General features: G+C 71.9%; 29 protein-coding genes. 23 read left to right on the forward strand and 6 right to left on the reverse strand.

Annotated elements, in window-relative coordinates:
• Positions 1-86 precede the first annotated feature (86 nt).
• From lipA to ACZ6B1_RS04220, 3 genes are all read left to right on the forward strand, one after another.
• Positions 87-1052 carry a lipoyl synthase gene (gene lipA, locus ACZ6B1_RS04210; protein ID WP_468774777.1) on the forward strand — a complete coding sequence of 322 codons (966 nt, stop codon included), beginning with the start codon at positions 87-89 and terminating at the stop codon, positions 1050-1052.
• A 228-nt stretch (positions 1053-1280) separates the two neighbouring features.
• Positions 1281-1478 carry an SCO2195 family GlnR-regulated protein gene (locus ACZ6B1_RS04215; RefSeq protein WP_468774780.1) on the forward strand — a complete coding sequence of 66 codons (198 nt, stop codon included), beginning with the start codon at positions 1281-1283 and terminating at the stop codon, positions 1476-1478.
• Positions 1479-1539: 61 nt separating this feature from the next.
• Positions 1540-2241 carry a DUF4191 domain-containing protein gene (locus ACZ6B1_RS04220; RefSeq protein WP_468774782.1) on the forward strand — a complete coding sequence of 234 codons (702 nt, stop codon included), beginning with the start codon at positions 1540-1542 and terminating at the stop codon, positions 2239-2241.
• Positions 2242-2344: 103 nt separating this feature from the next.
• On the opposite strand, the gene ACZ6B1_RS04225 is transcribed toward ACZ6B1_RS04220, so the two are convergent.
• Positions 2345-2812 carry an RDD family protein gene (locus ACZ6B1_RS04225; RefSeq protein WP_468774783.1) on the reverse strand — a complete coding sequence of 156 codons (468 nt, stop codon included), beginning with the start codon at positions 2810-2812 and terminating at the stop codon, positions 2345-2347.
• 209 nt (positions 2813-3021) lie between these two features.
• Between ACZ6B1_RS04225 and glnA the strand changes: the two genes are divergently transcribed.
• Positions 3022-4431, forward strand: a complete 1410-nt coding sequence (gene glnA / locus ACZ6B1_RS04230; RefSeq protein ID WP_199210275.1) for a type I glutamate--ammonia ligase — start codon at positions 3022-3024, stop codon at positions 4429-4431.
• Positions 4432-4525: 94 nt separating this feature from the next.
• Here the strand turns inward: glnA and ACZ6B1_RS04235 are convergent, their stop codons facing one another.
• Positions 4526-4780, reverse strand: coding sequence for a hypothetical protein (locus ACZ6B1_RS04235; RefSeq protein ID WP_468774786.1), 255 nt, complete (start codon positions 4778-4780; stop codon positions 4526-4528).
• Between the two features lie 271 nt (positions 4781-5051).
• On the opposite strand from ACZ6B1_RS04235, the gene ACZ6B1_RS04240 reads away from it, so the two are divergent.
• The 3 genes from ACZ6B1_RS04240 (at position 5052) to pspAB (ending at position 6919) form a co-directional block, all read left to right on the forward strand.
• Complete coding sequence (locus ACZ6B1_RS04240; protein ID WP_390059025.1) at positions 5052-5309, forward strand: SCO2583/SCO2584 N-terminal domain-containing protein; 258 nt, start codon at positions 5052-5054, stop codon at positions 5307-5309.
• Positions 5310-5411: 102 nt separating this feature from the next.
• Entirely contained in the window at positions 5412-6332 is a 921-nt protein-coding gene (gene htpX, locus ACZ6B1_RS04245) for a zinc metalloprotease HtpX (RefSeq protein ID WP_468776022.1), read from the forward strand.
• 2 nt (positions 6333-6334) lie between these two features.
• The gene (gene pspAB, locus ACZ6B1_RS04250) at positions 6335-6919 is read left to right on the forward strand and encodes a PspA-associated protein PspAB (protein WP_468774788.1); all 585 of its coding nucleotides are present in this window, start codon (positions 6335-6337) and stop codon (positions 6917-6919) included.
• Between the two features lie 19 nt (positions 6920-6938).
• Here the strand turns inward: pspAB and ACZ6B1_RS04255 are convergent, their stop codons facing one another.
• Positions 6939-7211 (reverse strand): hypothetical protein, encoded by a 273-nt coding sequence (locus ACZ6B1_RS04255; protein ID WP_468774790.1) that lies wholly within the window; start codon positions 7209-7211, stop codon positions 6939-6941.
• A gap of 131 nt (positions 7212-7342) precedes the next feature.
• On the opposite strand from ACZ6B1_RS04255, the gene ACZ6B1_RS04260 reads away from it, so the two are divergent.
• Together ACZ6B1_RS04260 and ACZ6B1_RS04265 are read left to right on the forward strand one after the other, a co-directional pair.
• Positions 7343-9001 (forward strand): alpha/beta fold hydrolase, encoded by a 1659-nt coding sequence (locus ACZ6B1_RS04260; protein ID WP_468774792.1) that lies wholly within the window; start codon positions 7343-7345, stop codon positions 8999-9001.
• 80 nt (positions 9002-9081) lie between these two features.
• Positions 9082-10263, forward strand: a complete 1182-nt coding sequence (locus tag ACZ6B1_RS04265; RefSeq protein ID WP_468774794.1) for a winged helix DNA-binding domain-containing protein — start codon at positions 9082-9084, stop codon at positions 10261-10263.
• 45 nt (positions 10264-10308) lie between these two features.
• Here ACZ6B1_RS04265 and ACZ6B1_RS04270 read toward each other — a convergent pair whose 3' ends face one another.
• The gene (locus ACZ6B1_RS04270) at positions 10309-10623 is read right to left on the reverse strand and encodes a hypothetical protein (RefSeq protein ID WP_468774796.1); all 315 of its coding nucleotides are present in this window, start codon (positions 10621-10623) and stop codon (positions 10309-10311) included.
• A gap of 254 nt (positions 10624-10877) precedes the next feature.
• On the opposite strand from ACZ6B1_RS04270, the gene ACZ6B1_RS04275 reads away from it, so the two are divergent.
• The 9 genes from ACZ6B1_RS04275 to ACZ6B1_RS04315 all read left to right on the forward strand — a co-directional run bounded on the left by ACZ6B1_RS04275 (position 10878) and on the right by ACZ6B1_RS04315 (position 19249).
• Entirely contained in the window at positions 10878-11246 is a 369-nt protein-coding gene (locus ACZ6B1_RS04275; RefSeq protein ID WP_468774798.1) for an arsenate reductase family protein, read from the forward strand.
• A 120-nt stretch (positions 11247-11366) separates the two neighbouring features.
• A complete protein-coding gene (locus ACZ6B1_RS04280) occupies positions 11367-12080 on the forward strand; it encodes a hypothetical protein (RefSeq protein WP_468774800.1) in 714 nt (237 codons plus the stop codon).
• Between the two features lie 354 nt (positions 12081-12434).
• On the forward strand, positions 12435-13466 hold the full coding sequence (glnII, locus tag ACZ6B1_RS04285) for a glutamine synthetase (protein ID WP_468774802.1): 1032 nt from the start codon (positions 12435-12437) through the stop codon (positions 13464-13466).
• A gap of 152 nt (positions 13467-13618) precedes the next feature.
• Positions 13619-13741, forward strand: coding sequence for a hypothetical protein (locus tag ACZ6B1_RS04290; protein ID WP_268894189.1), 123 nt, complete (start codon positions 13619-13621; stop codon positions 13739-13741).
• A 119-nt stretch (positions 13742-13860) separates the two neighbouring features.
• Complete coding sequence (locus ACZ6B1_RS04295) at positions 13861-14448, forward strand: winged helix-turn-helix domain-containing protein (protein WP_468774804.1); 588 nt, start codon at positions 13861-13863, stop codon at positions 14446-14448.
• Positions 14449-14515: 67 nt separating this feature from the next.
• Positions 14516-15541, forward strand: a complete 1026-nt coding sequence (locus tag ACZ6B1_RS04300; RefSeq protein ID WP_468774806.1) for an NAD-dependent epimerase/dehydratase family protein — start codon at positions 14516-14518, stop codon at positions 15539-15541.
• Positions 15542-15592: 51 nt separating this feature from the next.
• Positions 15593-16864 (forward strand): sensor histidine kinase, encoded by a 1272-nt coding sequence (locus ACZ6B1_RS04305; protein WP_468774808.1) that lies wholly within the window; start codon positions 15593-15595, stop codon positions 16862-16864.
• Positions 16849-17502 carry a response regulator transcription factor gene (locus tag ACZ6B1_RS04310; protein WP_468774809.1) on the forward strand — a complete coding sequence of 218 codons (654 nt, stop codon included), beginning with the start codon at positions 16849-16851 and terminating at the stop codon, positions 17500-17502. Before ACZ6B1_RS04305 ends, ACZ6B1_RS04310 begins: the two co-directional genes overlap by 16 nt.
• Before the next feature lie 175 nt (positions 17503-17677).
• Positions 17678-19249: a DUF1996 domain-containing protein gene (locus ACZ6B1_RS04315; RefSeq protein ID WP_468774810.1), complete on the forward strand. Its 1572-nt coding sequence runs from the start codon at positions 17678-17680 to the stop codon at positions 19247-19249.
• A gap of 80 nt (positions 19250-19329) precedes the next feature.
• Here the strand turns inward: ACZ6B1_RS04315 and ACZ6B1_RS04320 are convergent, their stop codons facing one another.
• On the reverse strand, positions 19330-19722 hold the full coding sequence (locus ACZ6B1_RS04320; protein ID WP_390059004.1) for a hypothetical protein: 393 nt from the start codon (positions 19720-19722) through the stop codon (positions 19330-19332).
• Between the two features lie 117 nt (positions 19723-19839).
• Between ACZ6B1_RS04320 and ACZ6B1_RS04325 the strand changes: the two genes are divergently transcribed.
• The 5 genes from ACZ6B1_RS04325 to ACZ6B1_RS04345 all read left to right on the forward strand — a co-directional run bounded on the left by ACZ6B1_RS04325 (position 19840) and on the right by ACZ6B1_RS04345 (position 25106).
• Complete coding sequence (locus ACZ6B1_RS04325; RefSeq protein ID WP_468774812.1) at positions 19840-20358, forward strand: tetratricopeptide repeat protein; 519 nt, start codon at positions 19840-19842, stop codon at positions 20356-20358.
• A gap of 63 nt (positions 20359-20421) precedes the next feature.
• Complete coding sequence (locus ACZ6B1_RS04330; protein WP_468774813.1) at positions 20422-22341, forward strand: hypothetical protein; 1920 nt, start codon at positions 20422-20424, stop codon at positions 22339-22341.
• Between the two features lie 93 nt (positions 22342-22434).
• Positions 22435-23331 carry a metal-dependent hydrolase gene (locus ACZ6B1_RS04335; protein ID WP_468774815.1) on the forward strand — a complete coding sequence of 299 codons (897 nt, stop codon included), beginning with the start codon at positions 22435-22437 and terminating at the stop codon, positions 23329-23331.
• The gene (locus ACZ6B1_RS04340; protein ID WP_468774817.1) at positions 23331-24380 is read left to right on the forward strand and encodes a PDR/VanB family oxidoreductase; all 1050 of its coding nucleotides are present in this window, start codon (positions 23331-23333) and stop codon (positions 24378-24380) included. Before ACZ6B1_RS04335 ends, ACZ6B1_RS04340 begins: the two co-directional genes overlap by 1 nt.
• A 36-nt stretch (positions 24381-24416) precedes the next feature.
• The gene (locus tag ACZ6B1_RS04345; protein ID WP_468774819.1) at positions 24417-25106 is read left to right on the forward strand and encodes a TetR/AcrR family transcriptional regulator; all 690 of its coding nucleotides are present in this window, start codon (positions 24417-24419) and stop codon (positions 25104-25106) included.
• Between the two features lie 4 nt (positions 25107-25110).
• Here ACZ6B1_RS04345 and ACZ6B1_RS04350 read toward each other — a convergent pair whose 3' ends face one another.
• Positions 25111-25473: a 5-carboxymethyl-2-hydroxymuconate Delta-isomerase gene (locus tag ACZ6B1_RS04350; protein WP_468774821.1), complete on the reverse strand. Its 363-nt coding sequence runs from the start codon at positions 25471-25473 to the stop codon at positions 25111-25113.
• Positions 25474-25500 lie beyond the last annotated feature (27 nt).

Genomic DNA, 25500 nt, shown 5'->3' on the forward strand with positions numbered 1-25500 from the left:
CCCGGGGTTGGCCTCGGCGGCAGGGCTCAGTAAATACGGGCGTACCCTGGTGTACGCCGAGGAATCGAAGTCACAGGGAGCCGGTCGTGTCCGCAGTCGCACCCGACGGACGCAAGATGCTGCGCCTGGAGGTCCGCAACAGCCAGACCCCCATCGAGCGCAAGCCCGAGTGGATCAAGACCCGGGCGAAAATGGGTCCCGAGTACACGAAGATGCAGAACCTCGTGAAGAGCGAGGGCCTGCACACGGTCTGCCAGGAAGCCGGCTGCCCGAACATCTACGAGTGCTGGGAGGACCGCGAGGCGACCTTCCTCATCGGCGGCGACCAGTGCACCCGGCGCTGCGACTTCTGCCAGATCGACACCGGCAAGCCCGAGGCGCTCGACCGCGACGAGCCGCGCCGCGTGGGCGAGTCCGTGGTCACCATGGACCTGAACTACGCCACCATCACCGGCGTCGCCCGCGACGACCTGGAGGACGGCGGCGCCTGGCTGTACGCGGAGACCGTGCGCCAGATCCACGCGCAGACGGCGGAGCGCGAGGGCGGCCGGACCAAGGTCGAGCTGCTCGCCCCCGACTTCAACGCGGTCCCGGAGCAGCTCGCCGAGGTCTTCGAGTCCCGGCCCGAGGTGTTCGCGCACAACGTCGAGACGGTGCCGCGGATCTTCAAGCGCATCCGCCCCGGCTTCCGCTACGAGCGCTCCCTGAAGGTCATCACCGAGGCCCGCGACTTCGGCCTGGTCACCAAGTCCAACCTGATCCTCGGCATGGGCGAGACCCGCGAGGAGGTCGGCGAGGCGCTGAAGCAGCTCCACGACGCCGGCTGCGAGCTGGTCACCATCACCCAGTACCTGCGCCCCTCCGTGCGCCACCACCCGGTGGAGCGCTGGGTGAAGCCGCAGGAGTTCGTGGAGCTGAAGGAGGAGGCCGAGCAGATCGGCTTCTCCGGCGTGATGTCCGGCCCGCTGGTGCGGTCGTCGTACCGCGCGGGGCGCCTCTACCAGATGGCCATCGAGAAGCGGGGCTCGTACATCGCCGCCCAGGCCATGTGAGCCGAGCGTGTGAATTCACGCACAAGTTACTACTGGCCAGTAATGGCCGAGTCGACGCGGTCCCGGCCGTCCTCGCTGATGAGGGCGCCGCCGGGGCCGCGTCGGCGTTGCGGGGCTCCACATCAAGGCGTCACGGGCGTTTGACCGGCCGGTCACGCCCTGGTAACACCAATCAGTGACTCTGGTATCACGCCCCGTATCCCACCAGTGACGAAGGGGACACCGATCATGCAGGCCGCGCCCGTTCGCGCCACACCCATTCCGTCCTTCACCGACGCGCTCCGCGCCGTCGAGTCCCTGCTCATGAGCGGTGGGCAGCGCACCGCCCGCCGCAACGCCTGGAACTCCGTCCTGGAGGACCGCCGCCGCGCCAAGGACCGGTTCGAGGCGCAGCGCGTGCTCGAGCAGGCCGCCGGCCGGTCCTGAAGCTCCTCCCGCGCGGGCACTGCCGTCGTGGGCGCTCCCCGGGCCACGTAGACTTCGTGGCATGGCGAGGAAGGAAAACGCGGCGGACGCCGCGAACGCAGGGCGACTGAAGCAGATCGCCCTCACGTACAAGATGACCCGCAAGGCCGACAAGAAGCTCGGGCTTGTACTCGCGGCTGTCGGTATCGGCACCTTCGGTGTCTTCCTCGCGATCGGTTTCTTGATCGACCACCCGTACTACCTGGGCATCCTGGGCCTGCTGCTCGGATTCCTGGCCACGGCGATCGTGTTCGGCCGCCGGGCCGAGCGGGCCGCCTTCGGGCAGATGGAGGGCCAGCCGGGCGCCGCCGCGGCCGTGCTGGACAACATCGGCCGGGGCTGGACCACGACTCCGGCGGTGGCGATGAACCGCAGCCAGGACGTGGTGCACCGGGCGGTCGGCAAGGCGGGCATCGTGCTGGTCGCGGAGGGCAACCCGAACCGGGTGAAGAGCCTGCTGGCCGCCGAGAAGAAGAAGATGAACCGCATCGTCGCGGACGTCCCGGTGCACGACGTGATCGTCGGCACCGGCGAGGGCCAGATCGAGCTGAAGAAGCTGCGCACGACCCTGCTGAAGTACCCCCGCGTGCTGACCGGTCCGCAGGTCACCGCCACCAACGACCGGCTGCGCGCCCTCGGCGACCTGATGAGCAACATGCCGCTGCCCAAGGGCCCGATGCCGAAGGGTATGCGGATGCCGAGGGGCGGGCCGAAGGCCCGTTAGAACTCCTCGAACGAGACAGGGGGCGCCCGGACCTGGTCCGGGCGCCCCCTTCGTCGTGGTGGCGCTCCGCGCCTCGTGGCGTCGCCACGGGCGGGTGCGGGAGCTACCGGCGGACCTCGACGGTCTTCGCGAGCCGGTCGTGCAGGCCGCGGCCGTCCCGGTCCCAGATCAGCGCGGGGATCGCGAGGCAGAGCAGAACCGAGCGCAGCAGCGCGCGCCCCGGGTTCACGGTGCCGGTCTCCAGCGCCACGACCCGGAGGCCGAAGAGGCGCTTGCCGGGCGTGAAGCCGATCGTGCCGACGGTCAGGACGCTCATCACGAAGAAGACGAGCAGGGCCCAGTTGCTGGTGGCGGGGCTGTTGCCGTGCGTGATCAGGCCGTATGCGATCAAGACGCACAGACCCCAGTCCACGGCCAGCGCGCCGAGGCGCCTGCCGGGCCGGGCGATCGAGTTCGGCCCCTCCTCGGGCAGACCGAGCTGCTCGCCCCGGTATCCGAAGTCGGCGCCGGCGTCTTCCAGCGCCGCGCGCGGCCCGGAGAGCCACGATCCCATTGCTTGCCTGTTGTCCACGCGTCCACGGTACTGCGCCCGGATTCGGGCAGGGCGCACCGGGGTGTGTCGGGGCTAGGGTGGTGGGGTAGCCGGTTAACTTCTGCGAAACAAATGGGTCACGCCCGAGAAATCACCCGTCCCTAGGGTCGAGGGCAGCGTGTGCCACCGCACTGGCCGCACGAACGATCTACCACCCCGGCGGGATGGTCGGGAGTAGGAGGAGCTGGATGTTCCAGAACGCCGACGAGGCCAAGAAGTTCATCGCGGACGAGGACGTCAAGTTCGTCGACGTCCGTTTCTGCGACCTGCCGGGCGTCATGCAGCACTTCACGTTGCCCGCGGAGGCGTTCGACCCCGACGACGAGCAGGCCTTCGACGGGTCGTCGATCCGCGGTTTCCAGGCCATCCACGAGTCGGACATGTCCCTGCGTCCCGACCTGTCCACCGCGCGCGTCGACCCGTTCCGCCGGGACAAGACGCTCAACATCAACTTCTTCATCCACGACCCGATCACGGGCGAGCAGTACTCCCGTGACCCGCGCAACGTGGCGAAGAAGGCCGAGGCCTACCTCGCGTCGACCGGTATCGCGGACACCGCGTACTTCGGTCCCGAGGCCGAGTTCTACGTCTTCGACTCCGTCCGCTTCGCGACGGGCGCGAACGAGTCCTTCTACCACATCGACTCCGAGGCGGGTGCCTGGAACACCGGCGCCCTGGAGAACAACCGTGGTTACAAGGTCCGCTACAAGGGCGGCTACTTCCCGGTCCCGCCGGTCGACCACTTCGCCGACCTGCGCGCCGAGATCTCCCTGGAGCTGGAGCGGTCCGGCCTGAAGGTCGAGCGCCAGCACCACGAGGTGGGCACCGCCGGCCAGGCCGAGATCAACTACAAGTTCAACACGCTGCTCGCCGCCGCCGACGACCTCATGCTCTTCAAGTACATCGTGAAGAACGTGGCCTGGAAGAACGGCAAGACCGCGACCTTCATGCCGAAGCCGATCTTCGGTGACAACGGCTCGGGCATGCACGTGCACCAGTCGCTGTGGAGCAACGGCGACCCGCTGTTCTACGACGAGGCCGGTTACGCGGGCCTGTCGGACACCGCCCGCTACTACATCGGCGGCATCCTCAAGCACGCCCCGTCGCTGCTGGCCTTCACCAACCCGACGGTGAACTCCTACCACCGCCTGGTGCCGGGCTTCGAGGCGCCGATCAACCTGGTGTACTCGCAGCGCAACCGGTCCGCCGCGATGCGTATCCCGATCACCGGCTCGAACCCGAAGGCCAAGCGCGTCGAGTTCCGCGCCCCGGACTCCTCCGGCAACCCGTACCTGGCGTTCTCCGCGCTGCTGCTCGCGGGCCTGGACGGCATCAAGAACAAGATCGAGCCGGCCGAGCCGATCGACAAGGACCTCTACGAGCTGGCTCCCGAGGAGCACGCCAACGTGGCTCAGGTCCCCACCTCGCTCGGCGCCGTCCTCGACCGCCTCGAGGCCGACCACGAGTTCCTCCTCCAGGGCGACGTCTTCACGCCGGACCTGATCGAGACGTGGATCGACTACAAGCGCACGAACGAGATCGCGCCGCTGCAGCTTCGTCCGCACCCGCACGAGTTCGAGCTGTACTTCGACGTGTGACAGGCGCCCCCGGGACCGGCAGGTCCTGAGGGGTCCCGTGCGGAGGGCCGCCACCCGGAACGTGTCCGGGTGGCGGCCCTCCGCCGTGTGTCCGTCAGCTCACCACGACGATGACGACCGGTACTCCGCCGTTGTTGAAGTTGTTGCGGAAGAAGTCGCCCCGGTCGAAGCGGTTGAAGCGGTCGAAGCAGTTGCCCCACCAGTCGCAGCCCCGGTTGGTGCTGACCTGCGTGACGTGGTTCGGGGTGGCCGCCGATGCGCCGGCCGCCGAGGTGGCGACGGCTCCGCCTGCCATCAGGACGCCGACGGCGGACACTGCGGCGAGACGCCTCGCGCGATGTGCTTTCATGGATCCACCTTCCTTCCACCCCTCGTGCGGCATTCCGGGCACGAGTCGGATGGCCGCGGCCTCGGAGCGAGAGTCCGGCGCGGTCGTAGGGGGGCCGCACGAGTGTCGTAGCGGGGCGTCACCATGACGCAGCCCGCAGTGCGGCTTCTCCTCTCGATGCTAGCCGCCCCTTGGTCACCCAGCATCCTGGGCAACCTTTGCCGCTTCCCATGGCTCATATTCTCGGGAGATCATCACCCTGGCTCTGTCCGACGAGAGAGGTTGAACGGGGATGTCTGAACAGGACGACTGGGAGAAAGAGTTCGATCACAGGTGGGCGAACTCGGCCGAGCACAAGGAGCCTTCGGCCCGCGCCCGTATGCTCGCCGCCCGCTGGAAGGAGAACCCGCCGGACCCGGCGCCCTTCCGTGCCGACCCGGAGCGCTCGGCGCCACGCCGGTCCTCGTGGATATCGACGGTCGTGGTCCTCGGCTGCGTCGCCGCGGTGATAGTCCTGCTCGGCTACGCGCAGATGCACTCGCCGTACTAGCCCGTCACTCCGTGTGAACGGCCCGTCCAGGGTCCCCCGCAGGGGTATCCGCAGGTGCACACTGGACAGCGGGACGAGTGCCTGACCGTGGGGTGGTGCAAGATGCAGAGCCGCTTCCGGAGCGATCGGCGGCTGACCGTGCGGATGACGGTCACGCTGTTCCTGCTCGGACTGCTGTACGTGGCCTTCGTCGCCGCGCTGATCGTGCTGCTGAAGTCCTGGCTGCTGGTCGTCGTGGTGGTCGGAACGATGTTCGTCGCGCAGTTCTGGTTCTCCGACCGGATCGCGATGTTCGCCATGCGCGGGCGGGTCGTGGAGCGGGAGGAGTATCCCGAACTGCACGCCGTGGTCGACCGGCTGTGCGCGATCGCGGACATGCCGAAACCGGTGATCGCCGTCTCCGAGATGGGCATGCCGAACGCGTTCGCGACCGGGCGCAGCCCCGATCACGCCGTGGTCTGTGTGACCACGGGTCTGCTGCGCCGGCTGGAACCCGCCGAGCTGGAGGGCGTGCTCGCGCACGAGCTGTCGCACGTGGCGCACAAGGACGTCGCCGTGATCACCATCGCTTCGTTCCTCGGGGTGATCGCGGGACTGATCGTGCGGTTCGCCTTCTACTCGCAGGTCTTCGGCGGCGGCCGCAGGGACCAGAACACGGCCGCCGTCTTCGCCGCTGTGATGGCGGTCTCCGCGGCCGTGTACGCCATCAGCTTCCTGCTGATCCGGGCACTGTCCCGGTACCGGGAACTGGCGGCGGACCGGGCCGCCGCGCACCTGACCGGCCGGCCCTCGGCGCTGGCGTCGGCGCTCACCAAGGTCTCCGGGGACATCGCCCGGATCCCGACCGAGGACCTGCGTACGGCCCAGGCCTTCAACGCCTTCTACTTCACCCCGGCGACCGGCAAGGAGCCCGGCATCGAGCGGTTCTTCTCCACCCACCCCACCCTGCAGCAGCGGCTCGACCAGCTCGGGCGGATCTCCGCGGAGCTGGGTGAGGCGGCCACGCCGGGGAAGGCGGGCTGAGCATGGGGCTGCTGGACATCCTGCTCGGCCGTACGAAACCGGTCGCGCCCGATCTGGACCGGCTGTTCGCGCTGCCCTCGGCGGCGATCACGCTCGAGGCGGCGGCCGGGTTCGCCCCGGCAGGCGTCGGCGCGGTGTGCTTCGCCACGGTCGAGGGCGCGGCCTTCGAGCAGACTCACCGCGAGATCCAGGCGCTGCTCGACGCGGACGCCGACCGGGCGGGGAGCCCGGTGGAACTCACCCAGGACGGCTACGGCTACTCCTGGCTGATCTCCCGCCGGCCCCCCGATCGGCTCCCCGAGCTGGTCAGCGACCTGCACGCGGTGAACACCTCCCTGGAGGCCAACGGCTTCGGCCCCCAGCTCCTGTGCTCACTGGTCACCTTCACGAACGACACCGGCCGTCGGCTGGCCCTCGTCTACTTGTACAAGCGAGGTTCGTTCTACCCCTTCGCCCCGCTCCCCGGCGCCTCCGAACGCCGGGACAGCGCGCTGGAGCTGCAGGTGAAGGCGGCGCTCGCGAGTGATCTGCGGATAGAGCCGGATCTCGGCCGGTGGTTCCCGGTGTGGGGCGCGCCCGGTCTGTGACGACCGGGGGCGCCTCGGCTCACCTGCTCTTCTCGCGTGCCTGGCGCCGGGTCTCGAAGGGGCGCTCGCGGCGATAGCGGCGCTCCCACCTGGCCTGGCGGTCACGGCGCTCGCGGTACGCCCGGTAGGAGTCGGGCACCGGGCCCGCTCCGCCCGGCGGGGGTGTGGCGGGCGAGCCCCGGCCGTACTTCGCGTACAGGTACAGCAGCGCGCCGGCGGCGAGCCACCAGGTGTGGTTTCCGAATCCGAGGATCACCAGGACGATGGTCCCGGTGCTGACGATGCCACGCATGACGGACCTCCTCCATGAGGTGAGTGGGGACGGGGTGTCGGCTTCGCGACGTTTGTTCAGGGTAGGGAGGCCGCTTCCCGGCGCGCACCTGATTTTCCGTGCGGTCCGGCGGCTGTGAGTGAATGGCCCGTATGAGCGAACTCCGCGCATCCGCAGGTGAGTACCGGGACTTCGGGCACGCGTACGACGGTGAGCGGATCAGCGGGGTGAGCGCCGGTCCGCCCGGACGGGCGACGGCGGTTCTCCTGCACGGCGCGGGGAACGGCAGCAAGGAGCGGTTGCTGCCGCTGCTCGCCGAGTTCGCCGGCCACGGCACGCACGCCCTGGCCTTCGACTTCTCCGGGCACGGTGAAAGCACCGGCGCGCTCGCGGAGTCGAGCCTGCGGCGGCGGTTCGCGCAGGCGGTCGCGGTGATCGACACGCACGCCCCGGCGGACGATCCGCTGGTGCTGGTCGGGTTCAGCATGAGCGGGCAGACGGTCGCGGACCTGGTCCGGCACTACGGGCGCCGGGTGGTGGCGGTGGGCCTGTGCGCGCCCGCCGTGTACGCGCCGGAGGCGTGGGACGAGCCCTTCGGCGATGGCAGCGGGCGGTTCAGTACGGTCATCCGCACGCCTGGGAGCTGGCGGACCTCCCCGGCGCTGGAGGTGCTGCGCGCGTTCGAGGGGCGGGCGGTGCTGGCCGTGCCGGGCACGGACGACGTGATCCCCCCGGAGGTGACGGAGGCGGTGCAGGACGCGCTCTCGGCACGCGCCCAGTACACCCGGCTCGAACTCCCCGATGCCGGACACCGGTTGGGCCTGTGGTTCCAGGACCACGCCGAGGACCGGCGAGCCCTGGCGGCCGCGCTGCTGGGCGGCCTCGACGACGGCGCCTGGGCGGCGACCCGGGGCTGGGTGGCCGAGCGGCTGCCGCTGAGCCGCGGGGTGGTGGACTCCCGTCCGCTGTCCGGGGGCTGGTCCGCGCAGATGCGGGGGCTCACGCTGGACGACGGGGAGGAGCTGGTGCTGCGCACGTTCGTGCGGCCGTTCTTCCGGCGGCACGCCCCCGGGCTGCTGTCCCGGGAGGCGGCGGTGCTCGGTCTGCTCGCCGGGCAGGAGGGCGTTCCGGCCCCGGCCCTGGTCGCCGTCGACGCCGCCGCGGAGCACTGCGACCACCCCAGCCTGCTGATGACCCGGATGCCGGGTCTGGTGCGGGTGGACGACGAGGACGGGGAGTTCCTTGACCGGCGGCTGGACCTGCTCGCCGCCCAGTTGGTCCGCGTCCACGCGGTCGAGCCGGCGGAGCGTCCGCGTCCGTACCAGGCGTGGACCTCGCCGGAGAGGGTGCGTACGCCGGAGGGCGCGTTGTGGGAGCGGGCGGTGGACGTGATCCGGCGGGACCCGCCGCCGTACCGCGGCCGGTTCCTGCACCGGGACTACCACCCCGGCAACGTGCTGTTCACGGGGGCCGGGGACGGACTCCGGGTGAGCGGGGTCGTCGACTGGGTGGAGACCTCCTGGGGTCCGGCCGACCTGGACGTCGCCCACTGCTCCACGGCGCTGGCGCTGCTGCACGGCCCCGGGCACGGGCTGGCCTTCCGGGACCGCTACGAGCGGCACGGCGGCCACGGCCTGGCGGACGGGCCGGACCACCTGTACTGGCGGCTGCTCGACGCGCTGGCCTACTCCCCCGACGCGGCGAAGCTGGCCGGGCCCTGGCGTGAGCTGGGGCGTACGGATCTGACGCCCGGGGTGCTGGGCGAACGGCTGGCGGCGTACGTGGGCGGGCTGATGGAGCGGTACGGCTGATTCGCGGGCGCCGGACACCGGCTCTCGGTGGTGCCGGCGGGCATGCTGGGTGTGGCACGGTGGGCGACGGGGAGGTCGGCATGGGCGACGCGCGGCGGCACATCGGTACGGCGGAGCGGCGGGCGCGGCTGGCGCTGCGCCACCGTCTCGCGGACACGGCGCGGGCGGCGGCCCCCGAGGAGGTGGCCGCCGCCCTCGTGGCTCTGCACGGCACGGACCCGGCGACGGTTTACCTGGCGGTGGCGGCGCGGCTCGCCGACGCGGCGAAGGCGGTACCGGAGACGGAACGGGCGCTGTACGAGGACCGGACGCTGGTCCGTATGCACGGCATGCGGCACACGGTGTTCGTGTTCCCCTCGGAGCTGACCGCCGTCGTGCACGCGTCCACCGGTCTCACGGTGGCCGCGCGGGAGCGCGCCTCGCTGGTCAAGGACATGGCCAAGGCGGGCGCCCCGGACGCGGACTGGCTGGCCGAGGTCGAGGCGTCCGCGCTGGCGGCGCTGGCCCGGCGCGGCCAGGCGACGGCGGCGGAGCTGACGGCGGACGAGCCGCGGCTGCGCGAGCAGTTCGTGTACGCGGCGGGCAAGAGCTACGAGGGGGTGCACACGGTCTCCTCGCGTCTGCTGCGGGTGCTCGGCGTGGAGGGCAAGGTGGTCCGGGGCCGCCCGCTCGGCTCCTGGACGTCCAGCCAGTTCCGCTGGGCGCCGGCCCCGCCGCACCCGGAGCTGGACCCGGCGCGGGCGCAGGCCGCTCTGCTGGAGCGCTGGCTGCGTGTCTGCGGGCCCGCGACGGAGGCGGACCTGAAGTGGTGGACCGGCTGGCGGGTGACGGAGGTGCGGCGCGCCCTGGCCGCCATCGGCGCGCACGAGGTCGCCCTGGAGGAGGGCGCGGGATTCGTGGCGGCCGGTGACGTGGGCCCGGTGGCGGCTCCCGGCCGGCCCTGGGCGGCCCTGCTGCCGGCGCTGGACCCCACGGCCATGGCCTGGCAGCAGCGCGACTGGTACCTGTCCGACGGGCTGCGGCCGGAGCTCTTCGACCGCAGCGGCAACGTGGGCCCGACCGTGTGGTGGAACGGCCGGGTGGTGGGCGGCTGGGCCCAGCGCGCGGACGGCGGGATCGTCTGGCGGATTCCGGACGCCGGCGTCCGCCGGGAGGCGGAGCCGGTGGTGGCGGCGGAGGCGGAGCGGCTGCGGGGGTGGCTGGGCGCGACGAGGGTCACTCCGCGGTTCCGTACCCCGCTGGAGCGGGAGTTGTCGGCCTGACGGTCCGGGTGCCCCGCGCCGGCCCGGGGCACCCGGCACCCGTCCTCACCGGGTGTAACGCATCAGCGCCCGCACCATGTGGCACGTCGTGGCGGACGGCGGGTGCACGCCGATCCGTTCGGCGGTGCCGCGGATCGCCTCGTCGTGCGCCTGGTTCGGCAGGTAGACGCCGGTGTCGAGCAGGGCTATGGCGAGGCGCATGGCCTTAAGGCGCCGGTTGTGGGTGACGTACCACTCGCGGGGCCGCCCGGCCGGCAGCGGACGCTTCTCCATCGGTGTGCAGGGCGAGTCGAGCCGGACGGCGCGCTTGGCGGTGGACTGGGTCGGCAACGGCTTGGACTTCAGGGCGGCAGCGGGCACGGGCATCCTCCTGTCGCGGTCAGGGAACCCGCCGGAAGGCCTCCGGCGATTCCCTCGAACACTGCTCCCATTCTACTGCCGGGCACTGACATTCAGGCAGTCCGCATGGGCCTCAAATATGCAGGTGGGGACGGAAGTTGTCGTCGCGTCACGGCAGGTTCGGGAGGTGCGGGTGGGGTGGCAGAAAATCGAACAGAGCGGCCGCTCCCGCCGCGCTGCGGGTGCCCGCCCGGTTCTCGCGTACGGTGTGCCGCATGGAGATCTGGATCAACCCGGCCTGTTCCAAGTGCCGCAGCGCCATCAGCCTGCTCGACGCCGAGGGGGCCGACTACACCGTCCGCCGCTATCTGGAGGACGTGCCCAGCGAGGACGAGATCAGGGCCGTGCTCGGCCGGCTCGGGCTCGAGCCGTGGGACATCACCCGCACCCAGGAGGCCGCCGCCAAGGAGCTGGGCCTCAGGGACTGGGCGCGGGACGAGAGCGCGCGGGACCGGTGGATCACGGCCCTCGCCGAGCACCCGAAGCTGATCCAGCGGCCGATCATCACGGCGGACGACGGGACCGCCCTGGTGGGCCGCTCCGAGGAGGCCGTGCAGGAGGCGGTGTCCCGGAGCAAGAGCTGAACGAGGCTCAACTGCACTGTGACGCAGGTTACTTGGAAGAACCCCGGTGACCACTGAGTAACCCTGTTCGGGATCTCGTACATAGCGGCGTACGCTCCCCTACCTCTTCAGGAGGCGCGCATGTCGCGCAGGAGAACTCTCAGCACGAAGAAGAAGCTCGCGCTGCTCGTCAGCGCCGCGGCGGTGGCGGGCGGCGGAGCCTTCGCGCTGGCGTCCACCTCGAACGCCGCGCAGAGCCCGCAGAACGCCCGGACGCTGTCCGCCGGGGACTCGACGGTGTGCCAGGGGCTTGCCACGGCCCACGGCAACAACGACAAGTTCATCGCGGACCAGAAGGCGAACCCGGACGCGCAGTCGGCGGCCCGGATCGCCAACCGCGAGGCGGTCATCAAGCAGATCGAGGTCCAGCAGAAGGCCGCCGGATGCACCGTTGGGGAGTCGGCTCAGGGCTCCCAGGCGGCGCAGGGCGGCCAGCAGGGCAACGGACAGCAGGGTGCCGGCGCGCAGGCCGGTGGGGCGCAGCAGTCCGCGCAGCCCTCGGACCCGGCGGCCGGCGGGAACGGCGCCGGCGGCGCCGCGGCCTCGGGCCAGCAGGTGTGCAAGGGCTCGACCGTCACGCTGTCCGGTGAGGGCGGCGCCCCGGCCGCGTCCAGCAACCAGTTCCCGGCCGGCACGACCCTGAAGGTCACCAACCTGGACAACAACAAGTCCACCACGGTGAAGGTCACCTCGGTCTCCGGCAGTTGCGCGCTGCTGAACAACGCCGCCTTCGAACAGGTCCGGGAGCCGGGCAAGTTCCTCATCCGCCGCGCGCTCATCGAGAAGGTGGGGTGAGGCTCGGCCGTTGAGGCGCGGGCCACGACGGCACCGGCAGGGCGACAGGTACGCCGCCTTGTACCCGGCGGAGCAGGAGACCGGGTACAGGAGGAACAGGCGGCGTACCCGGCCCGGCCGGTGCCTCGCGGTCCGTCGGCCGGTTCGCCGGCGCCCCTGTCGTACGCAACCACGCGCCGCCTCACAGCGTGAGTCCGGGCACAGAACGACCAGGTAACACGGGGTTCACATTCGAGCAATGGCCGGGAAACCGCCTGTTGACAGGCTGCCGGGCAGATCGACGCGGCGCGCCAGTGCCGCAGCGCCGCAAGCACCCGCGAGTGCGCCCGACCCACCCCCGAAGGATGTGGCCCCGTGACCTTCAAGGCTGAGTACATCTGGATCGACGGCACCGAGCCGACGGCCAAGCTGCGTTCCAAGACGAAGATCATCACGGGTGCTCAGGCCGGTCTCGAGTCGCTGCCGATCTGGGGCTTCGACGGCTCCTCCACCAACCAGGCCGAGGGACACTCCTCGGACCGTGTGCTCAAGCCGGTCTTCACCTGCCCGGACCCGATCCGCGGCGGCGACGACATCCTCGTGCTGTGCGAGGTCCTCGACATCGACATGACCCCGCACCGGTCCAACACCCGCGCCGCGCTGGCCGAGGTCGCCGGGAGGTTCGACGCGCAGGAGCCGATCTTCGGCATCGAGCAGGAGTACACCTTCTTCGACGGCACCCGCCCGCTGGGCTTCCCCGAGGGCGGCTTCCCGGCCCCGCAGGGCGGCTACTACTGCGGTGTCGGCGCCGACGAGATCTTCGGCCGTGACGTGGTCGAGGCGCACCTGGAGAACTGCCTGAAGGCGGGTCTGGGCATCTCCGGCATCAACGCCGAGGTCATGCCCGGCCAGTGGGAGTTCCAGGTCGGCCCGCTCGCCCCGCTGGAGGTCTCCGACCAGCTCTGGGTGGCCCGCTGGCTGCTGTACCGCACCGCCGAGGACTTCGGCATCTCCGCGACCCTGGACCCGAAGCCCGTCAAGGGCGACTGGAACGGCGCCGGCGCGCACACCAACTTCTCCACCAAGGCGATGCGCGAGGGCTACGACGCGATCATCACCGCGTGCGAGTCGCTCGGTGAGGGCTCCAAGCCGCTGGACCACGTCAAGAACTACGGCGCCGGCATCGACGACCGCCTCACCGGCCTGCACGAGACCGCCCCGTGGAACGAGTACTCCTACGGCGTGTCCGACCGTGGCGCCTCGGTCCGCATCCCGTGGCAGGTCGAGAAGGACGGCAAGGGCTACATCGAGGACCGCCGCCCGAACGCCAACGTGGACCCGTACGTGGTGACCCGCCTGCTGGTGGACACCTGCTGCTCCGCGCTGGAGAAGGCCGGCCAGGTCTGATCCGCACCGCTTCCCCGAGGGGCGCCCGCCAGGACGGCGGGCGCCCCTCGGGCGTCTCCGGTGACGCGCGCGGGGTCGGCTTCGAGCCGGTTGTGCGTCCAAGCTGTGAGAGAGGGGTCCTGCCCGGGGCCCGCGTCTGCTTCAATGGCCCCATGGCCAGCTTCCAGAACCGCACCGCGACGGGTCGTCACGACCTCGAGCCGTTCTGGCCCTCCCGTCAGCACCACGACTTCGACCGGGTGTGTTGCCGCGCGGCGAACGCGCGGGCCCTCTAAAGCCGTACACCCCGGCCTTCGGCCAGCGCGGAACGACGTACGTCTCCCGGCGCGCCCGACCACGAATCGCGGCCGCCGCACCTTCCGACGAACTCCTCGCGCGAAAGAGCTGACCTCTCATGGCGACCACTCGTTCCCTCTCCACCGCCACCCTTCCCGCCCCGTCCCAGAGCGGCCCCCGGCACCGGCTGCGGGCCGTCGACCGGGACGAGGTCGTGGACGTCGCGGACTTCCTGCCGCCGGGCGCCACCTGGCTGCCCGCGCCGCAGCACACCCTGCCCACCCTCCCCGGACAGCCGCCGATGGTCGGCTACCTGGTGCTGGTCCCGGCCGACCAGCAGCCGCCGTTCCTCCCGGTCGCGCTGTCGGACGGCCCCGGGGCGGCGGAGGACCCGGCGGCCGGGACGGACGGCGACCCGCTGGTGCGGATCGACGCCGTGCAGCGCACCGTCAGCGTCGACGGCCGCGAACTCGACCTCACCTACCTGGAGTTCGAGCTGCTGGCCCATCTCGTGGCGAACCCGAACCGGGTGCACACCCGCGACCAGCTCGTGACCACGGTGTGGGGCTACGGCCACGTCGGTGACGGCCGTACCGTCGACGTCCACATCGCCCGGCTGCGCCGGAAGCTGGGCGAGCGGCACCGCCGGTCGATCCAGACGGTGCGCCGGGTCGGCTACAAGTACACCCCGCCGACCGGGGACTGAGCCGGGCCGTCTGCCCTCGGCAGACAGCCCTTCCCTCCCCGGCCCGGTACCGGGCACGCTCGACGGCATGAGACTTCTGGTGCTGGGCGGTACGGAGTTCGTGGGAAGGACCGTCGTGGAGGCCGCGCTCGCCCGTGGCTGGGAGGTGACCGTCTTCCACCGGGGACGGCACGCGCCTCCCGCTGGGGTGCGGTCGCTGCACGGCGACCGCACCGCGCCCGACGGGCTCGCCGCCCTCGCCTGCGACGACGGCACCTGGGACGCGGTGGTCGACACCTGGTCGGCCGCGCCCCGCGCGGTCCGGGACGCGGCGCAGTTGCTGCGCGGCCGGGCCGGCCGGTACGTGTACGTCTCCAGCCGGTCCGTGTACGCCTGGCCCTGGCCCAGGGATGGCCGCGAGGACGCCCCGCTGGTCGAGGGCGCCGCCGCAGACGCCGGGGCGACCGACTACCCGCGGGACAAGCGGGGCGGCGAACTCGCGGCCGTGGAGGCCTTCGGCGCCGGGGGCTCGCTGCTGGTCCGGGCGGGGCTGATCCTCGGCCCGTACGAGAACGTGGGCCGGCTGCCCTGGTGGCTGAACCGGATCGCCCGCGGCGGCCCGGTCCTGGCGCCGGGGCCGCGCGACCTGGCCGTGCAGTACATCGACGTACGCGACCTCGCCGGCTGGGTGCTCGGCGCGGTGGAGCGGGCGCTGAGCGGCCCGTACGACCTGGTCGGCCCGCCGGGTATGACCACCATGGGCGAGCTGCTCGAGGCGTGTGTCCGGGCGACCGGAGCCGACGCCGAACTGCGGTGGGCCGAACCGAGGTTGATCCTGGACGCCGGGATCGAGCCGTGGACCGGACTGCCGGTGTGGGTGCCGCCGGACGGCGAGATGTACGACGCCGTGCACCGCTCGGACGTCTCCCGGGCCCTGGCCACGGGACTGGAGTGCCGGCCCGCGGGCGAGACCGTCGCGGACACCTGGCGGTGGCTGACCGGCATCGGGGGCACGGCCCCGCAGCGGCCGGACCGGACCCTGAAGGGTGTCGATCCGGAGGTCGAGGCGAGGGTGCTCGCCGCCGCCGGGGGTGTATCCGGCACCACCCCCTGACCGGGGCTTCAGGCGAGTGACCGCCGCCCGGGGGTCGGCCAGACTGGCCGCATGACTACCGACACGAAGGGCGGCGCGGTGCGCGCGCGGGCACGGGACGCCGCACTCGCCGCCGTACGGGGGCTCGTACTGGCCGTGGCGATGCTGCCTGTCACGGTGCTGTGTCTCACGCTGACCCTCGTCTCCATCGCGCTCATACCGATCGGTGTCGGCATCGTCACGACCCCCTGGATCCTCGGCGGGGTGCGGGACGTGGCCGACACCCGGCGCAGGCTCGCGGCCCAGTGGGGCGGGGTGCAGATCCCGTCGGCGTACCGGCCGGTGCCGGCCCGCGCCAACCCCTGGACGCGTACGTTCACGATGCTCGGGGACCGGCAGGTGCGGCGGGACGTGCTGTGGCTGCCGGTGGACATGACGGCGGGCTTCGTCACGGCGCTGCTGCCCGCGGTGCTGTGCCTCTATCCGTTCGAGGGCTTCGCGGTGGCCGCGGGGCTGTGGCGGGTGCTCGCGGCCGGCGGGACCTACTGGTACGGCTTCGTGCCGGTCACCGACCAGCCGACCGCGCTCGGCGCCGCCGCCACCGCCGCGGTCCTGCTGGTCGCCGCCTATCACCTCGCCCCGCGCCTGCTGACCGCCCACTTCCGCCTCACCCGGGCCGTCCTCGGCGCGGACCGGGGCGAACTCACCGAGCGGGTACGGGTGCTGACCGAGACCCGGCGCGACGCCGTGGACACCTCGGCCGCCGAACTCCGCCGCATCGAACGGGACCTGCACGACGGCGCCCAGGCCCGGCTGGTCGCGATGGGCTTGGACCTCGGGACCGTCGAGATGCTGCTCGACAAGGATCCGGAGCAGGCCAAGCGGCTCCTCACCCAGGCCCGCCGCAACTCCGTGGAGGCTCTGGAGGAACTGCGTGACCTGGTCCGGGGCATCCATCCCCCGGTGCTCGCCGAGCGCGGACTCGGCGACGCCGTGCGGGCGTTGGCGCTGCGACTGCCGTTGCCGAGCGAGGTGACCGTGGAGCTGCCCGGCCGGGCGGAGGCGCCGGTGGAGTCCGCCGCCTACTTCGCGGTCAGCGAGGTTCTCACCAACGCCGTCAAGCACTCCGGTGCCGACCGGCTCTGGGTGGACCTGCACCACGCGGACGGGATGCTGCGGATCACGGTCACCGACAACGGCAGGGGCGGCGCGGTGATCGGCGCGGGGTCCGGGCTGGCCGGGGTGGAGCGGCGGCTGGGTACATTCGACGGCGTCCTGGCCGTCAGCAGCCCCGCCGGCGGTCCCACCCTGGTCACCCTGGAGCTCCCGTGCGCGTTGTCCTAGCCGAAGACCTCTTCCTGCTGCGCGACGGACTGGTCCGGTTGCTGGAGGCCTACGGCTTCGAGATCGTGGCGGCGGTCGAGTCCGGCCCCGAACTCGCCCGCGCCCTCGCGGAGCTGAAGCCGGACGTCGCCGTCGTCGACGTACGCCTGCCGCCCACGCACACCGACGAGGGCCTGCAGTGCGCGCTGCGGGCCCGGCATGAGCGGCCCGGGCTGCCGGTGCTGGTCCTGTCCCAGCACGTCGAGCAGCTCTACGCGCGTGAGCTGCTGGCCGACGGCAGCGGCGCGGTGGGCTATCTGCTGAAGGACCGGGTGTTCGACGCCGACCAGTTCGTGGACGCGGTACGGCGGGTGGCCGCCGGCGGTACGGCGATGGATCCGCAGGTGATCCAGCAGCTGCTGTCGCGGCGGGCGGCCGACGACCGTCCGCTCGGCCATCTCACCCCGCGCGAGCTGGAGGTGCTGGAGCTGATGGCGCAGGGCCGCTCGAACGCGGCGATCGCCGGGCAGCTCGTGGTGACGGAACGGGCCATCGCCAAACACACCTCCAACATCTTCACCAAACTGGGCCTTGAGGTGTCGGACGACGACAATCGGCGCGTACTGGCGGTGCTGGCGTACCTCGACCGCGGCCGCTGATGCGAAACTCAACTACCGCTGGTCATGGGCCATTTGAGGCCCATGACGCACAGGGTTCCCCGGACTGGTTCGGGAGACGGCTGAACACCTCCGGGGCGGCGTCCGTATGGAAGGACGCCGCTTCACTCCTGTCGGGCGCCTCGATGCTGCCCCGCAAGGAAGTCAGAGGAGTTCCATGGGACGCAACACACGAAAACGCCGTACGCCGCTGGCCACCAAGGCCATAGCCGCATCGGCGGCCCTAGCGCTCGGTGGGGGCGGGCTGATCTGGGCGAACTTCTACGCCTCGGCGCACGAGTCGAACCACCAGTCGTGGGGAGGCAACCAGACCAAGGCCTCGACGGCGCAGGTAGCGACGATCTCGTGTCCGGACGTGGGCCAGAAGCTGACCAACGTGCCGAACCAGGCCCGGGGCGAGGTCGCCGGGGAGCTGTCCAACCTCGACCGCCAGATCACCGACGCCTACCAGCGTCTGGCGACCACGCGGGACGCGCAGGCCAGAGACACGAGCTTCGTCCAGAACTCCATCCTGCAGCCGCTCCAGGACCGGCGGAAGGCCATCCTGGACCGGATCAGGCTGGAGATCACCCGGGTCGGCGGCACCGCGCCCGGCGACCTGGACACCCTGGCCACCTGCACGGCGCAGAACGCCAACCAGACCACCGGCGGGCAGCAGCAGAACGGCGGCCAGCAGCAAGGCGGCCAGCAGCAAGGCGACCAGCAGCAAGGCGGCCAGCAGCAGGGCGGCCAGCAGCAGCAAGGCGGTCAACAGCAGGGCGGCCAGCAGCAGGGCAACAACGGGCAGCAGCAGAACAACGGCGGGCAGGCCGGCAACGGCCCGGCCGCGGCCGACTTCGTCGACATCACCAAGGTCCAGGCGAATGTGCAGGCCAAGCCCCGCAACTCCCGCAACGCGTCGACCGGCACGTTCACCACGCGCTGCGGGGTGAACGCGAACAAGAACCACAACACCGACAACGTGATCGTGGCGCCCGGTGTGACCAACGGCGCCCACCACCTGCACGACTACGTCGGCAACCAGAAGGTCAACGCGTTCTCCAGCAACAACACGTTCCTCCAGGGCGGCACGAGCTGCCAGAACAGGAACGACCTGTCGTCGTACTACTGGCCCGTGGTCCGCGTCCAGGACGGCTCGCAGGACTTCGACCAGAACGCGGACGGCGGCGGCAAGGAGGGCAACGTCGGCAAGATCCTGGTGCCGGCGCAGGCCCAGATCAAGTACGTGGGCAGCCCGACCGCCAAGGTCGTCGCGATGCCGCAGTTCCTGCGGATCATCACCGGTGACGCCAAGACCACCACCAACGGCCTGGCCAACGCCAACGCGCACTGGAGCTGCACCGGCTTCGAGAACAAGGTGCAGCTGACCACGCAGTACCCGATCTGCCCGCAGGGCAGCAAGGTGGTGCGCACGTTCGCCTTCCAGAGCTGCTGGGACGGGCAGAACGTCGACAGCGCCAACCACCGCACGCACGTGGCCTTCGCCGACGCGAACGGGAACTGCCAGAACGGCTTCAAGGCCATTCCGCAGCTCACGATGCGCCTCGTGTACAACATCACCCCGCCGACCGTCCAGAACGGCCAGGTGAAGAACGCCTACGCGGTGGACGGCTTCCCCGAACAGCTGCACAAGCCGGCCACCGACCACGACGACTTCATCAGCGTCACGACCGGCGGACTGGCCAACAAGATCGCGAACTGCGTCAACCGCGGTCAGAACTGCGCGTGATCCCCTGAGGGGCGCGAACAGTAGAAGGCCGGTGGCGGGTCCCTCCCGCCACCGGCCTTCGCCGTGTCCGCGCGGCCGGCTCAGCCGCTGTGCGCGTGGTGGTTCGTGCCGATCTCCACGTCGCCGCCGAGCGTGCCGCGCAGCGCCTCGACGACACCGTCGTCTCCGACGGCGACCCATTTGCGGCCGACGAGGTAGTAACCGCCGTAGTCCTTGGCGTCGTTGATCCACTCGCGCTGCCCGCGGTCGGTGGCGAAGGTGGCGAGGATGAACTTCCCGTCGCCGTTGCGGCAGATGGCCTGGCGGATCTCGTCGGCGTCGGTCTGCATGTTCGGCTTGCACCGCACCTCGGCGGCCAGGCTCTCCAGGCTGCCGGTCGCGGTGGGCGGCACCTTCTCACCCTCCCCGCCCGCACCGCAGCCCGCCAGCGCCAGTACGGCCGCGGCGCCGAGCACCGCACGTGTCAACCTCATCGTTCCTCCGGTCCTGGTACGCCCCAGCATGCCGCGTGGAGTCCCAGCGCGGGACCCCGCCCAACGGATACGGCCGCGGGGCGCGGTGCGCTCAATCCGCCGCGGCGCCGGGCACAGGTGTGCGAGGGTGACCCGGTGAACCAAGACTGGGAAGACCGTGTGACCGCCGCCTGGGCCTCCTTCGACGACTATCCGGAGGAGCGCGCGCAGGAGTTCCGCGACCTGATCGACAAGCTCGTGGCCGAGCTGCCGGAGGGCAGCCCGCTGGGCCCCTTCGAGCAGGCCTGCGCCTGGGACTCCACCGGCCACTCGGACCGGGCGGTGCCGCTGTACCGGGAGGCGCTGGCGCGGGGCCTCGACGGCTACAAGGGTCGCCGGACGCGGATCCAGCTCTCCAGCTCGCTGCGGAACACCGGTCGGCCGGAGGAGGGTGTCGCCCTGCTCACGCCCGAACTCGACGCTCCATCAGATGAGTTGGACGACGCGGTGCGGGCCTGTCTCGCCCTGTGCCTGTCCAGTCTGGGCCGCGACCGCGAGGGACTGTCCCTGGTGCTCGGCGCCCTCGCCCCGCATCTGCCCCGCTACCAGCGGTCGATGGCCAACTACGCCCGCCTGCTGGTCGAAGCGGAGGAGTGAGCGGCCCGGAGTGAGCCGCCCGCCCGGCGGTGACCTGCCGACGGCTCGCTCGTTCACCGGGATGTGCAGTCACAGGATGTAGCCCAGCGTCACACGAAAACCGCCGCCGGTCCCGACGTCGGCGTCGACCAGGCCGAGGCCGCGCTCGTCGAGCACTACCCCCGGCTGGTCCGGCTCGCCTACCTGGTCCTGCCACCCGACCTCGGCCGCCGCCGCGGCCGCCGGGTGCTGACGGCACACGCCCTCGCCCAGCGTGCCCTGCCCCGGGGCCGCCGGCGGAAGTCCGTGATCCCGGCCCAGTTCGCGGGCCGGGACGGCGACCCGGCGTACGCGTTCGTCCGGCAGGAGGTCGTGCGTACGGCGCTGGCTGCGGCCCGCACCCGCAGGGGCCGGCCGCGGCTGTCGCCGCTGCCTCCGCTGCTGCCCCGGGTGTGGGGTCTCCGGCTGTTCCCGAGGTCCGGCGGGGCCGACGAACTCGCGCTGGACCAGCGGCTGTCCGTCCTGTCCGGCCCGGCCCGCGCCGTGTACGCGCTGCGCGGCCTGGAGCGGCTGCCGGACTCGGGCATCCGCGGGATCCTCGTGTCCGCCGGGGTCGACCACCCCGAGGCCGCGCTGTCCGAGGCCAACGGGGTGCCCGCGCAGGACGCCCTGCTCTCCTCCCCGGAGTTCGACCCCTGCTCGCTGCAGGCCAGGCCCACCGACCTGGTGCGCCGCCGCCAGCACACCAAGGCGGCGCTGGCCGCGGCCGCCGCGCTCGCGGTGTGCGGGGCGCTGGTGACCCTGCCGGGCGGCGGCTGGGGCCCCGACGGCGCCGCCGCACCGCTCTACGCGCGGAACCCGGCCGCCGAAGCGGCCCTGGATCCCGGCAGACTGATCCGGATCGCCCCGGCCGCCTGGCGGTCCTCCGCCCGCACCGACTTCTCCGTGTGGCCGGCGCGCGGCACGCTCACCGGCGACCGGGCGCTGCTGCGCCGCGCCCTCGCCGTCTGGGCCCGGCCCGGCGAGACGGTCCGCGTCTCGGCGACACCCGGCACCCAGACCGGCGGCCCGGCGGGCCCGCCCCAGCTCTTGTACGCGGGCGAGGTGGACAGCGCGCGCGTGGTGGTCCTCTACGACGGCCTGCGCGTCACCCGTTACGCCGAGCCCAGGGACGGCACGGTGGGCGCGGCCCTGGACTTCGCCCGGGTCGACGGCGCGACCGGCACCGAGGCGAGCGCGCTGGTGCTGGGCCGCTCCGACGGCAATGTGCGCTATCTGACCGCCCCCTGGGTGCGCAAGGCGGCCCAGCGGGACCTGATGAAGCCGGACGCGGCCCCGCTGCCGCTGCCCGTCACCGACGGTGTCACCGCGCCGCTGGCCAGCCCGGCACTGCGGACCGGCAGTTGCACATCCTGGAACGTGCTCCAGCTCACCGGCGCCTCGGGCGATCAGCTCCACACCGATCTGGGCGAGCTGGTGCCCGCGCATCTCACCGCGGGGCGTCCGGGCGCCCCCGTCGAGGCGGCCGGGGCCGAGGGGCTGCGCGCCTGGGCGCCGTTCGCCTGCTCACTGGCCACGGAGCGCTCGGTGGGGGTGCGTGGCGTCAACGCCTGGGCGTTCGCCGAGCAGCCGCTGCCCGACGCGAGCGGGGCGGGCCAGTGGGTGTGCACCAGGGCCGAGACCTGGCGCGGCGGCGGTACGGCGGCGCTGGCCCAGTTCCGGACGCCGGGCGGGTCCGCCGGGGCGGTCGTCGCGAAGGGCGCCGATGTGGCGGCCTGCGGTCCCCGCGATCCGCAGGTGCTGGCCGGGGTGTTGTGGAAGGCCAGGACCGGGGACTGGTACCTGCTGGCCGCGGGCGGCCCGGACGTCACCGGGATCCGGGCGAGCGGCGGGATCACCGCGGCCGGTCCGGGGCCGCTGCTGGCGGTCAAGGCCGGTCAGGGCACGCGGGCCGACCTGAAGGGGACCCTCAAGGACGGCAGGACGATCGGCGGACTGCGCTAGACGGGACGTTCACGGCAGACCTAGTTGACACTGGCGTCAACAAGGCTGCGCAGAGGGGTTCTCAGCGGACCTACCCGTCAGTACATTGACGCCATGTCCAATAAGCAGGCCCGGCCGGTGGAGTCCGAGCGGATACCGCTCAAGGCCCGCGACGTGTCCTTCTCCTGGGGGGACACACCGCTGCACTGGGTGCCCGGCGACCCGTTCACCACGCACACCATCAACGTGCTGCACCTGTTGCTGCCCGCCGGTGAGCGGTGGTTCGTGCACGTGTACAAACAGGTGCTGCCGCTGATCCGGGACGACCGGCTCCGCGAGGACGTCATCGGCTTCATCGGGCAGGAGGCCATGCACTCCAAGGCCCACGACGAGGTCCTGCCGCACCTCAGGGAGCAGGGGCTCGACCCGACGCCGTACACCGCGCAGGTCGACTGGTTCTTCGAGAAGCTGCTCGGCGACCGGACCCTGCCACCGGGCCGGGCGCGCCGGTGGTGGCTGCTGGAGCGGGTCGCGCTCATCGCGGCCATCGAGCACTACACCGCCTTCCTCGGCGACTGGGTGCTCAACGCCGGTGAACTGGACCGGCTGGGCGCCGATCCCATCATGCTGGACCTGCTGCGCTGGCACGGCGCCGAGGAGGTCGAGCACCGTTCCGTCGCCTTCGACCTCTTCCAGCACCTCGACGGCGGCTACCGGCGCCGGGCGCGCACCTGGGCGGCCGCCTTCGGCGCGCTGGTGTTCCTCTGGCAGCGCGGGGCGCGCTTCTTCATGGAGAACGACCCCACCCTCGTGGACGGCAGGGCCTCCTTCGCGGAGTTCCACCGCAGCGGCCGCCGCGGCACGCTGCCCACCACCGGCGCCATGCTGCGTTCCATCCCCCGCTATCTCAGCCGCTCCTACCATCCCTCGCAGGAGGGCTCGACGGCCCAGGCCGTCGCCTATCTGGCCGTCTCCCCCGCCGCGTCGGCCGCACGGAAGGACGGGTCGTGATGCCGAAGCCGCTGACCGTCGCGCTGGTCGCGGGCGCCGCCCTGCTGACCCGGCGGGCGCTGCGCCGCCGCGTGCGGGTCTCGCCGCTGTGGCCCCTGCCCGCCCTGGACCCGCCGGTCTCCGGCCGTCCCCGCGCCCGGACCCGGCGGCCGCTGCTCACCGGGCTCGAGACGATCGCCGAGGGGGTCGTGCAACTGCGCCTCGAAGGCCCCGACCTGCCACGCTGGGAGCCCGGCGCTCATCTGGACCTGGTACTCCCGTCGGGGCTGGTGCGGCAGTACTCGCTGTGCGGCGACCCGGCGGACACCTCCTCGTACACGCTGGCCACCCGGCTGGTGGCGGACGGGCGGGGCGGCTCGCGGGAGGTGCACGAGCGGCTCGCCGAGGGGATGGAACTCGAGGTGCGCGGGCCCCGGAACCGCTTCCCGCTCCGCGCCGCACCCTCGTACGTGTTCGTCGCGGGCGGTATCGGCATCACCCCGATCCTGCCGATGCTGCGCGCGCTGCCGGACGGCGCCGATTGGCGGCTGCTGTACGGCGGGCGGACAAGGGCTTCGATGCCGTATCTGGAGCAGGTGCGGGAACTCGCCGGGGACCGGCTGACGCTCGTCGCCGAGGACGAGGACGGGCGCCCCGACCTGGAGGCGCTGTTCGCCGGTCTGCCCGAGGGCACGGCCGTGTACTGCTGCGGGCCCGAGGGGCTGATGGCGGCGGTGGAGGCGCGGCTGCCGGAGGGCGCCACGCTGCACCTGGAGCGGTTCGCCGCCCGTGCCTCCGCCCCGGGGGACGGCGGGTTCGAGCTGGAGCTCCGGCGCAGCGGGCGGACGTTGACGGTTCCGGCCGGCTCCTCCGTGCTGGCCGCCGTGCGGAGCGAACTGCCGGACACCGCCTACTCCTGCGAGCAGGGCTTCTGCGGAACCTGCCAACAGCGGGTCGTGGAGGGCGAGGTCGACCACCGGGACGAGCTGCTGACGGACGCGGAGCGTGCCGACTCGATGCTGATCTGTGTCTCGCGTGCCAGGAGCGACCGGCTGGCGCTCGACATGTGAACGCCGACGGCCGAATTCGATCGGTAAGGTGTTCGTATGACAACCGGGGTTCGCCGCAGGATGGGCGTGGAGGAGCGGCGGCAGCAGCTGATCGGTGTCGCCCTGGACCTGTTCAGCAGGCGCTCGCCGGACGAGGTCTCCATCGACGAGATAGCGGCCGCCGCGGGCATCTCGCGCCCGCTGGTCTACCACTACTTCCCCGGCAAACTCAGTCTGTACGAGGCCGCGTTGAAGCGCGCCTCCGAGGATCTGGCGAGCCGCTTCGCCGAGCCGCACGAAGGCCCGCTCGGGGCCCGGCTGCTGCGGGTGATGCGCCGCTTCTTCGACTTCGTGGACCAGCACGGCCCCGGCTTCTCGGCGCTGATGCGCGGTGGCCCGGCGGTCGGCTCCTCCACCACCAACGCACTGATCGACTCGGTGCGCCAGGCCGCCTACGAGCAGATGCTCGCGCACCTGGGCGTCGCGGACGCTCCCCCGCGCCTGGAACTGGTCGTCCGGAGCTGGATCTCGCTGGCCGAGTCGACGGCGCTGATCTGGCTGGACGGCCGGCGCGTCCCGCGTGCCGAACTGGAGGTCCAGCTCGTGCACGACTTCGCCGCCCTGGCCGCCGTCAGCGCCACCCACGACGCGGAGATGGCGCTGCTGCTGCGCACGATGACGGAGAACGAGCCGGCCGACGGCCCCTTCGCGGAGCTCGTCGGCCGGCTCATCGCCCTGGCTTCCTAGGCGCTTACCGGTCGAACTTCCGGTACGACGCGTCCAGGTCGCGGATCTCGGCGGACCCGTGCACGCTCAGGTCCGCTTCGCCGACGTACTTCTGGAGCAGTTCCAGCACGGCCTCGGTGAGCCGTGCCTTCGTCTCGTCGCTGCGGCCGGCGAGGAGCCCGATGGTCACGTGCACGACGGCGTCCCGCTGTGCCTCCGGGTCCTCGGTGCCGAACACCGTGTAGGCGCTCGGCCGGAACTGCGTCTTGCAGGCCTCCAGCTTCGCCGCCGCGATCCCGGCGGTCGCCTCGTGCAGCTCCCGCGCGAAGCCGGCGCGGTCGAAGGCGGCCTCCATGGTGTGGGAGTAGTCGACGGTGATCTGCGGCATGAGCACTCCTGTTCTAAGGCGTCGGCC

This window comes from Streptomyces sp. NPDC041129, from assembly GCF_055592265.1.